The following is a 9333-nucleotide window of genomic DNA, read 5'->3' as shown; positions in this document are numbered from 1 at the left end:
AACGGTAAGTTTAGACAAACACGCAATCTCTTGGGCAGAAAGAAGAAGAGAAAAATTAAAAGTAAAAGCGTAAGTAGTATGTCAACAATCGAACAATCTGCAAAAGGAAAAAAAGACGGAGATATCAGATATTTAACGCCTTTGAACATCGAAACCAACAAAACTAAAAAGTATTGTCGTTTCAAAAAATCAGGAATCAAATACGTAGACTATAAAGATCCTGACTTCTTATTGAAATTCGTTAACGAGCAAGGTAAAATTTTACCACGTCGTTTAACAGGAACTTCATTAAAATACCAAAGAAAAGTGTCTGTAGCTGTGAAAAGAGCTCGTCACTTAGCTTTAATGCCGTACGTGGCCGATTTATTAAAATAATAATTAAACAATAGTTGTTGTCTCGTTGCAAAGTAACGAGACTAACTTCTCTAATAAAGGACAACAACATGGAATTGATCTTAAAACAAGACGTTCAAAATTTAGGTTTTAAAGATGACGTAGTAACAGTAAAAAACGGTTACGGTCGTAATTATTTAATTCCGCAAGGGTTTGCTCAATTAGCAACACCTTCTGCCAAAAAAGTTTTAGCAGAAAACTTAAAACAAAGAGCTTTCAAAGAAGCTAAAATTGTGGATGATGCTAAAAAATTAGCTGAGGCTTTAAAAGCTTTAGACATTAAAATCACAGCCAAAGCCGGTGGAGAAAAATTATTCGGTTCGATTACCAACATTGACATTGCTGCTGCTTTAGAAGCTGCCGGTCAACCAATCGACAGAAAATTTATCACTTCGGGTGTGGTTAAACGTACCGGTAAATACGCTGCCAGTGTAAGATTACACAGAGAAGTAGTGGTAGAATTGCCATACGAAATTGTAGCTGAGAAATAATATTTCGACATACAGTATGAAAAGTCCCGATTCGCGTCGGGATTTTTTTTTGAAGCTTTTTCCCGCTATTCATTACAATCTTTAGCGCCGAACACCGGCACAGAAGGATTTTCATTACACACGAACGAAGTGACTGCCGAAGGAATCGGGGCTAGAACAAACCTCAGAACCTAAGAGCCTCAGTGCCTTAGCGTCTTAGCGTCTTAGAAACATAGAACCCGTTCACGGGTTACACGAGACCATTAAAAAACAATAAATAGTTACGAGTGAAATACAAAAGACTAACCAAAGAACAATTCGAAGCCTTGCACCAAGAGTTTAGTAATTTCTTGGCGACACAATCTATTGATAAAGCCGAATGGGATGCTATCAAAACGAATAAGCCTGAAGTAGCCGAACAAGAATTAGACGTGTTCTCCGACTTGATTTGGGAAGGCGTTTTAACCAATGCCCAATATTTAGAGCATTTCTCCAAAAATCATATTTTCCTTTTTCACTGTCAGGAAAAATTAATCCAGTCTATCGTTTTGAAAGCTTTAGAACCGGAAGTAAATTTTATGGAAAAAGAAGGTTTGCAATGGTTAAGCGACAATTTATTTACCGATACAGTTGAAATTCATTTGGGTAAAAAAGAGTACGAGCAAGAACGCAATACGACTATTTTCGATTTGATTACCCAAGGCGCTATTTTAAGCGACGGACAATTATACCTGCAAATTAACGGAATAATTCAGGCGTAAAGTATATTCCTTTTTCAAAAATATTGGCTATTTTAGTGCACACAATTTGCAACTAGTATAGCCAATTTCTTTTTATGGATATTCCCAAAATCATTCAGGATTTACGCGACGAACTCAACCAACACAACCACAATTATTATGTGTTGGACAAACCAATCATTTCTGATTTCGAGTTTGACCAAAAACTGAAACAACTTCAAGAACTGGAAAGCCAACATCCGGAATACTTTGACGAAAACTCTCCAACACAACGTGTTGGCGGAACCGTCACTAAAAATTTCCAAACGGTGGTACACGATTACCGCATGTATTCGTTAGACAACTCTTATTCCAAAGAAGACTTAACCGATTGGGAAAACCGTATTCAAAAAGTTTTAGGCAATGTACTGTTGCAATATACTTGCGAGTTAAAATACGATGGTGCGTCAATTTCCATTACTTATGAGAATGGTAAACTCAAAAGAGCGGTAACCCGTGGTGATGGATTTCAAGGCGATGATGTAACCAACAATATCAAAACCATTAAATCTATTCCATTGCAATTAAAAGGCAATTACCCGGAAAGATTTGACATTCGCGGTGAAATCATACTGCCCTTTGAAGGGTTCGAAAAAATGAACCAAGAATTAATTGAAATTGGAGAGACACCTTATTCCAATCCAAGAAACACTGCTTCAGGCAGTTTGAAATTGCAAGACAGCAGTGAAGTAGCTAAAAGACCTTTAGAATGTTTGTTGTACTTTATTGTAGGGAATAATCTCAACATCAAAACCCAATTTGAAGGTTTAGAAGCAGCCAGGAATTGGGGTTTCAAAGTCCCGAAAGAAGCCAGACTCGCTAATTCTTTAAATGAAGTCTTCGAATACATCAATTATTGGGACGAACACCGACATCACTTGCCTTACGAAACCGACGGCGTTGTAATTAAGGTCAATAGTTTCCAACATCAGGATGAATTGGGCTATACCGCTAAATCACCTCGTTGGGCAATAGCCTATAAATTCAAGGCTGAACAAGTGTCAACCCAATTGAATTCGATTTCCTATCAAGTAGGCCGAACCGGTTCAATTACGCCGGTGGCCAATTTAGAACCGGTGCAATTGGCAGGAACTATTGTCAAACGAGCGTCTTTACACAACGCCGACCAAATTGAAAAGCTCGACATCAGAATAGGCGACACTGTTTATGTGGAAAAAGGAGGCGAAATTATTCCTAAGATTATCGGCGTGGATCTTGCTCAAAGAAATGACAATGCTGAACCTACAATTTATATTACCCATTGTCCGGAATGCCAAACCGAATTAGTGCGCAACGAAGGTGAAGCCAATCATTATTGCCCGAATTTTTACGGTTGTCCGCCACAAATTATCGGTAGAATCCAACACTATATTACGCGAAAAGCCATGGATATAGAAGGTTTGGGTGGCGAAACAGTAGCTTTGCTTTACAACAATGGTTTGGTAAAAGACTATGCTGATTTATACGAGTTGACCGTAGCACAGATTTTGCCTTTAGACCGAATGGCACAAAAATCGGCTGAGAATTTGGTCAATGGTGTTCAAAAATCAAAAGAAGTGCCGTTTGAAAGGGTATTATATGCTATGGGAATTCGCTATGTGGGCGAAACGGTGGCGAAAAAACTGGCCAAACACTACAAATCGATTGACGCGATTAGAAATGCTTCTTTAATGGATTTGATTTTGGTAGATGAAATAGGCGAGAAGATAGCCCAAAGCGTGATTGAATTTTTCGAGAATCAGGAGAATGTCAACATCATTGAGCGATTAAAACAATTTGGCGTCCAAATGGAATTGGTTGAAGTGCACAATCCGAATGCCACGGATAAATTGGTTGGGAAAACCTTTGTGGTTTCCGGTGTTTTTGAAAAATTTTCACGCGACGATTTGAAAAAAGCAATTGAAGATAATGGTGGCAAAGTAGGCAGTTCTATTTCGACTAAAACAGATTATGTAGTTGCCGGTGACAATATGGGTCCGGCTAAATTAGAGAAAGCCAACCAATTAAAGATTCCGATTATTTCTGAAAATGATTTTTTAACCATACTAAATGGCTAATATTTCTTACGCACGGTGCATTTTGTCAAAAATTTTAACAGTAAACAATTGATTTGTGAAATATTAGTTTAATTTTAATTCTCGAATAAGTATTTTAAATAAAATTATGGACAATAATGATTATTTAAAGCGTTGGAATAACAATAAGATAGCCAGTTTATTATTGACCACTTTTTTTATTGTTTCCCTTATAGAGATTATCGCCGAATACAATCAAGATATATATCTGATTTGGTTGACGAAGCCTTTAATTTTGCCATTACTGTTAGCCTATTACATTAGGCGTTCTAAAAAAGCCAACCCATTTTTTTTAGCCGCTTTATTTTTTTGTTGGATCGCCAATATTATTTTTATTGAAAATACTTGGAATTACATACTAATGGGTGTTGGTTTCTTTTTAGTTTACAGAATACTGATAATTAGTATTGTTTTGAAAAAAATTAAGATGCCCAGTTTATTGCCTTTGGTTATAGGCAGTATGCCTTTTGTATTTATCTACGCTTCGGTTACTATTTTTACTTTCAGTTCTCTGGGAGACAGCCTTTATCTTTTCTTACTTCAGGGAGTATTTACGATTTTTTTGGGAGGTTTGAGTTTAGCAAACTATATGATGTCTTCCACTAAAACAAATCGAATTCTGTTTATCAGTACGATGTTGTTTGCCATCAACCAATTCATTTTTGTATTGCGCTTTTATTATGATGATGCTAATTTGTTTCAATCAATTGCCATGGTCTTTTTCGTTTGGGGACAATTCCTGTTGACAAAATATATGCTCAATACCGAAAAGCAAAAAAACCGTTATTTAATTGTAAACAAGTTGAGCGTGATAGATTAATTTTAACCGATTAATGATGATGGTAAAGAAAAACATAAAACTATATTTAACAGTATGTTTTTTTGCTGTGGCTATTTTGGAGGTTATTTCAGAGTATTTACAAAATAAAGATTTGATTTTCAGTCTGAAACCATTAATTACACTTTTGTTAGTTGTGATTTATTGTATTGAATCAAATCAAAGAAACCTGATTTTTATTGCTGCCTTGTTACTTTCATTAATAACAAACATACTGTTTATTCCCAATACAACTACTTATTTGCATTATGCATTGCTTGTCTTTACCATCCATAGGATTGTAGTTGTTTATATGGTTTTGAGATTGCAAAAAATTAAAGACTACATACCGGTTTTAATAGCAACAGTACCGTTTTTATTAATCTTTTTCTATTTGTTTATGGAGACCGCTGAAATTCCGGAAAGAAGTTATTACCTTTTGGTATTACAAAATATACTGATTTCAATTCTCTCCGGTTTGGCTTTGTCCAGTTATGTGATGAATGACAACAAGCAAAACTCAATGCTGTTGATTGCTGTGCTTCTTTTTGTAATGCTACAGTTTATTGTCTTTATTGAAAAATACCTTTTGGTCAACGAATACACTTCAATTCTCCGTCCTTTGGCAATGACTTTCAATGTGCTGGCATTCTTTTCACTTTACAAATATGTAATTATTGCCGAAAAATCAAACAAAAATTGATTTTCCTTTGGAGGCAATAGCCGTATCATCGTCAAAATAGAAGTCAATTCGACCTAAGTTGATCCCATAACAACCTACTTGATTTACCAAGACTTCTTGTCCGTTCAAATTTTTTAAAACGGTAGGTTTATCCAGGAAAGTATGAGTATGTCCGCCAATGATTAGGTCGATATCTTTAGTCAAGGTAGCCAATTTTGTATCGCAAATTTTTTCCGGATCATCTTTATATTTATAACCCAAATGCGACAAGCAAATGACCAAATCACATTTTTGTTCTTGTTTTAAAATTCGTGTCATGTCTTGAGCAACTTCAACCGGATTAAGGTAAACCGTTTCTTTGTAATGCTTTTTGTCAACTAAACCATCTAAGCCGACACCTAATCCGAAAACACCAACTTTTATACCGTCTTTATTCAGTATTTTGTAAGGTTTTACATGACCGTTCAGTACAGTGTTTTTGAAATCGTAATTGGCCGAAACAAATTCAAAAGAAGCATGAGGCAATTGAGCGTACAAGCCATCGATTCCGTTGTCAAAATCGTGGTTACCAATGGTAGCTAAATCGTATTTCATCATACTCATCAACTTGAATTCTAATTCACCGCCATAATAGTTAAAATAAGGAGTACCTTGAAAAATATCACCGGCATCCAACAACAATACATTTGGATTTTCCTTGCGGATAGATTCAATCAATGCTGCTCTTCGGGCAACGCCACCCATGTTTGGGTTTTTGGGATGGTTTTCCGGAAAAGGATCTATATAACTGTGTACATCATTGGTGTGTAAAACAGTAAGATGTTTGGTGTTCAAAGATTTAAAACTGCTTAAAGATAAGCCACCCAAACCCAATAGGGCAGAAGTAGCGGCTGTTTTTTGGATAAAATCTCTTCTTTTCATCTTAAAGTTCTTTACTAATTCTTACGTCTTTTTCGGCTTTGATTACTTTGTTGTCTTTGAAGTAGTCGATTATGATATTGCGCAATTTATAATCAAGGTCGTATTTCTTAACATGTTCTTTAAAGAAGGTCATATTGTCACCACCATTGACCAAATAATCTGAAGTTACCACAAAATATATTCTTTCAATTTCCAATTCTTTACCGTTGATCAAAATATTTTTAGGTTGGTTGTCTTTGCCTATAGTGAAAGTCAAACCTTTTAACGGATGCGGTTTTTTTTCTTTAATAATATAATTTGTCATTTCAATGATTTGTTGGCTTTTTAAACCAACAACTATAGCACTGTTTTCGAACGGCATAATTTCAAAAGCATTTCTTGCCGTTACATCGCCTTTTGTTATAATGGTTCTGATTCCACCGTGGTTTAACAAACAAATATCAATTGCTTTTTGTTCTCTTTGCTTGAAAATAAGATTGGATTTTTCAAAAGTAATATCGGATAAAAAATTCCCCATAGGTGTTTGCCATTCTCCTGATTTGTCAATGGTTTCTGGAGCATTGGCTAAAACCAAACTCAAATCTTTATCAATATTATCGCGATAAGGTTTAATGAAGTTTTCTATTTGCTTTGTCTGTTCGCTGTTGCCAAAACCATTATTTTCAGATTGTTGCTCGGTAATACCAATTTCCTTGCCATCAACACGGGTGATGTGAAATTTCTTTTCGGCACAAGATACAAGGGACGCAAATGTTAATAATAAAACAAAAAGTTTTATTTCAAGACTATAGTTTTTTAGTTTTACCATCGCTTTTGGCTCTTATTTTAGTAATTTTGCAATTCAAGTAAAAGTAGTATGTTTTTAAATTACTTAAAGGATTTTTCAACAAAAAAAATAGTTAAAAAAAGGTTGTCAAATGTAAAACATTTAACTTCAGAGGGTGAAATAAAAACTGTTGGGATTATTTTTGATGAAACCTACTTTAACGAAAGAGAAGCATTAGTTAAAGAATTACTCCAAAAAGGAATTGGCGAAAAGGATGTTAAAGTATTGGTTTTTAAAGATAAAATCAAGAAAAACGAGCAATTCGATTATCCGACTTTCAGTTATAAGGATTTAAGTTGGCATGGAACAGTTGATAAAAAAGAAGTAAATGATTTTATTGCTGAACCCTTTGATTTATTAATCAATTATTATGATACAGAGAAAGCGTCATTATTGTTGGTTTCTCATCTGTCAAAAGCTGTTTTTAAAGTAGGATTTGCATCCATTGATAAAAGACTGAATCATTTTATGATTAATACCAATGCTGAAAATTACAAAGTCTTTGCAGACGAACTGTTCAAATATTTAAGAATTCTAAACAAAATTTAAAATGCAATCATTAATAGGTACCGGAGTTGCGCTAATTACCCCTTTTAAAAAAGATTTTTCTGTAGATGTTGAAGCATTAAAAGCCATCGTTAATTTTCAAATTGACAATGGGATTGATTATTTAGTGGTTTTAGGAACCACAGCCGAAAGTGCTACATTGTCTAAAGAAGAAAAAGAGTTGGTAATAAAGACCATAGTTGAAGCCAATAAAGGAAGATTGCCATTAGTACTGGGAGTTGGCGGAAATAACACTCAAGAAGTAGTAGCAGAACTAAAATCGAGAGATTTAAGCGACTTTGAAGCCATACTTTCTGTTTCGCCCTATTACAACAAACCAACACAAGAAGGTATTTATCAGCATTTTAAAGCTGTGGCCGAAGCTTCACCGGTTCCGGTAATTTTATACAATGTTCCGGGAAGAACAGCCAGCAATATGTTACCAACTACTACAATTCGTTTGGCTAATGATTTCAAAAATATTGTTGCGATTAAAGAGGCTGCTGGTGATATTGTTCAAGCAATGAAATTAATACAGCATGCACCCAAAGATTTTTTAGTTATTTCGGGTGACGATATGGTTACTCTGCCAATGGTTTTAGCCGGTGGTGCTGGAGTTATTTCGGTAATTGCCGAAGGTTTTCCTAAGCAATTTTCGGAAATGGTTCATTTAGGATTGAATAAAAAAGTTGATGAAGCTTACAAACTTCATTATTTGTTAATGGATTCAATTGATATGATTTTTGAACAAGGAAATCCGGCTGGAATCAAAGAAGTATTTAAAACATTGGGCTTAGCTGAAAATACAGTTCGATTACCATTGGTAAATGTTGAGGAAAATTTAGCCAACAAACTCAAAGATTTTACAAACAAAATCTCGAGTATGTAGTTTTTTAGCGTGCAAAAAAAATATTTTGCCGTAAACAATTAATAACTAAATTTGTCCCCTATTTCTGGGACTGATTTAAAGTCGGAAATGACTTAAACATCAGTAATCTTAAACATAATAATGAAGAATTTTTTAGCCCTTATAATCGTTGTTGTTTTTTTTGCTTCTTGTAGCGAGTACCAAAAGGCATTAAAATCCGAGGATATCGCCGTGAAATTTACTATGGCAACCAAGATGTATGATGCCAATAAGTATAACAAAGCCATTCGTTTGTTCGAACAAATTGCTCCGAGTTATAAAGGAAAGCCTCAGGCAGAAAGATTGTTCTATATGTATTCTCAATCGCTTTATAAAACCAATCAGTTTTATTTGGCAGGATACCAATTTGAGAGTTTTTCTTCCAGTTATCCCAAGAGTGAAAAAGTTGAAGAAGCTTTATTTTTAGGCGCCAAATGTTTTTCAAAACTATCACCGGTTTACAGTTTGGATCAAGTAGACACCTACAAAGCCATAGATAAATTGCAAAACTTTATCGATGTTTATCCCAACTCAACCTACTTAGCCGAAGCGAATGTGATTGCCAAAACACTAAGAGAGAAGTTAGAGAAAAAAGCCTACGAAAATGCTAAGCAATACAATACCATATCTGATTATAAGGCAGCTATGGTGGCATTTGATAATTTTATCGTAAATTTTCCGGGTACACCATACAAAGAGAAAGCCCTTTTTTACAAATTAGATTCAGCTTACAACTTGGCCATCAATAGTATTACCAGTAAAATGGAAGAACGTTTGAATGCTGCCTTAACAGCTTACCAAGGTTTAATGAAGTTTAAGCCGGATACAGAATACAAATCAAAAGCCGATGAAATGTTGGCCCGAATTGAAAACGATTTAAAACAATTTTCTAAATAATAAGTCATGGATTTAAAAAA

The 9333-nt window shown here is 34.8% G+C and carries 11 protein-coding genes and 1 pseudogene; 10 read left to right on the top strand and 2 right to left on the bottom strand.

Features of this window, described 5'->3' with window-relative positions:
- The 7 genes and pseudogenes from ACIQ32_RS10305 to ACIQ32_RS10275 all read left to right on the top strand — a co-directional run.
- Positions 1-73 (top strand): annotated as a pseudogene (locus ACIQ32_RS10305) (30S ribosomal protein S6); the annotation flags it as partial.
- A gap of 5 nt (positions 74-78) precedes the next feature.
- Positions 79-375: a 30S ribosomal protein S18 gene (gene rpsR, locus ACIQ32_RS10300; protein ID WP_020211613.1), complete on the top strand. Its 297-nt coding sequence runs from the start codon at positions 79-81 to the stop codon at positions 373-375.
- 68 nt (positions 376-443) lie between these two features.
- Positions 444-884 (top strand): 50S ribosomal protein L9, encoded by a 441-nt coding sequence (gene rplI / locus ACIQ32_RS10295; protein WP_396195609.1) that lies wholly within the window; start codon positions 444-446, stop codon positions 882-884.
- A 266-nt stretch (positions 885-1150) separates the two neighbouring features.
- Positions 1151-1624, top strand: coding sequence for a DUF6495 family protein (locus tag ACIQ32_RS10290; protein ID WP_396195608.1), 474 nt, complete (start codon positions 1151-1153; stop codon positions 1622-1624).
- Positions 1625-1698: 74 nt separating this feature from the next.
- Entirely contained in the window at positions 1699-3699 is a 2001-nt protein-coding gene (gene ligA, locus ACIQ32_RS10285; protein WP_396195607.1) for an NAD-dependent DNA ligase LigA, read from the top strand.
- Positions 3700-3805: 106 nt separating this feature from the next.
- A complete protein-coding gene (locus ACIQ32_RS10280) occupies positions 3806-4537 on the top strand; it encodes a lysoplasmalogenase family protein (protein ID WP_396195606.1) in 732 nt (243 codons plus the stop codon).
- A gap of 16 nt (positions 4538-4553) precedes the next feature.
- A complete protein-coding gene (locus ACIQ32_RS10275) occupies positions 4554-5237 on the top strand; it encodes a hypothetical protein (protein ID WP_396195605.1) in 684 nt (227 codons plus the stop codon).
- Here the strand turns inward: ACIQ32_RS10275 and ACIQ32_RS10270 are convergent.
- Together ACIQ32_RS10270 and ACIQ32_RS10265 are read right to left on the bottom strand one after the other, a co-directional pair.
- A complete protein-coding gene (locus tag ACIQ32_RS10270; RefSeq protein ID WP_396195604.1) occupies positions 5223-6137 on the bottom strand; it encodes a bifunctional metallophosphatase/5'-nucleotidase in 915 nt (304 codons plus the stop codon). The genes ACIQ32_RS10275 and ACIQ32_RS10270 overlap by 15 nt on opposite strands.
- Before the next feature lies 1 nt (position 6138).
- Positions 6139-6945 carry a 5'-nucleotidase C-terminal domain-containing protein gene (locus ACIQ32_RS10265; protein WP_396195603.1) on the bottom strand — a complete coding sequence of 269 codons (807 nt, stop codon included), beginning with the start codon at positions 6943-6945 and terminating at the stop codon, positions 6139-6141.
- Between the two features lie 48 nt (positions 6946-6993).
- On the opposite strand from ACIQ32_RS10265, the gene ACIQ32_RS10260 reads away from it, so the two are divergent.
- The 3 genes from ACIQ32_RS10260 to ACIQ32_RS10250 all read left to right on the top strand — a co-directional run bounded on the left by ACIQ32_RS10260 (position 6994) and on the right by ACIQ32_RS10250 (position 9313).
- Positions 6994-7512, top strand: a complete 519-nt coding sequence (locus tag ACIQ32_RS10260) for a DUF6913 domain-containing protein (protein ID WP_396195602.1) — start codon at positions 6994-6996, stop codon at positions 7510-7512.
- 1 nt (position 7513) lies between these two features.
- Positions 7514-8398 carry a 4-hydroxy-tetrahydrodipicolinate synthase gene (gene dapA / locus ACIQ32_RS10255; RefSeq protein WP_396195601.1) on the top strand — a complete coding sequence of 295 codons (885 nt, stop codon included), beginning with the start codon at positions 7514-7516 and terminating at the stop codon, positions 8396-8398.
- Between the two features lie 120 nt (positions 8399-8518).
- Positions 8519-9313 carry an outer membrane protein assembly factor BamD gene (locus ACIQ32_RS10250; RefSeq protein ID WP_396195600.1) on the top strand — a complete coding sequence of 265 codons (795 nt, stop codon included), beginning with the start codon at positions 8519-8521 and terminating at the stop codon, positions 9311-9313.
- Positions 9314-9333 lie beyond the last annotated feature (20 nt).

This window comes from Flavobacterium sp., assembly GCF_044373165.1.
Classification (GTDB): domain Bacteria; phylum Bacteroidota; class Bacteroidia; order Flavobacteriales; family Flavobacteriaceae; genus Flavobacterium.
This window is presented reverse-complemented; position numbering and strand designations above follow the sequence as displayed.

Bases quoted from the DNA above. Each gene is read 5' to 3' on its own strand.
- ACIQ32_RS10260 (WP_396195602.1), top strand. From the start codon at position 6,994: ATGTTTTTAAATTACTTAAAGGATTTTTCAACAAAAAAAATAGTTAAA.
- ACIQ32_RS10250 (WP_396195600.1), top strand. From the start codon at position 8,519: ATGAAGAATTTTTTAGCCCTTATAATCGTTGTTGTTTTTTTTGCTTCT.
- ACIQ32_RS10270 (WP_396195604.1), bottom strand. From the start codon at position 6,137: ATGAAAAGAAGAGATTTTATCCAAAAAACAGCCGCTACTTCTGCCCTA.
- dapA (WP_396195601.1), top strand. From the start codon at position 7,514: ATGCAATCATTAATAGGTACCGGAGTTGCGCTAATTACCCCTTTTAAA.
- rplI (WP_396195609.1), top strand. From the start codon at position 444: ATGGAATTGATCTTAAAACAAGACGTTCAAAATTTAGGTTTTAAAGAT.
- rpsR (WP_020211613.1), top strand. From the start codon at position 79: ATGTCAACAATCGAACAATCTGCAAAAGGAAAAAAAGACGGAGATATC.
- ACIQ32_RS10275 (WP_396195605.1), top strand. From the start codon at position 4,554: ATGATGGTAAAGAAAAACATAAAACTATATTTAACAGTATGTTTTTTT.
- ACIQ32_RS10280 (WP_396195606.1), top strand. From the start codon at position 3,806: ATGGACAATAATGATTATTTAAAGCGTTGGAATAACAATAAGATAGCC.
- ligA (WP_396195607.1), top strand. From the start codon at position 1,699: ATGGATATTCCCAAAATCATTCAGGATTTACGCGACGAACTCAACCAA.
- ACIQ32_RS10265 (WP_396195603.1), bottom strand. From the start codon at position 6,945: ATGGTAAAACTAAAAAACTATAGTCTTGAAATAAAACTTTTTGTTTTA.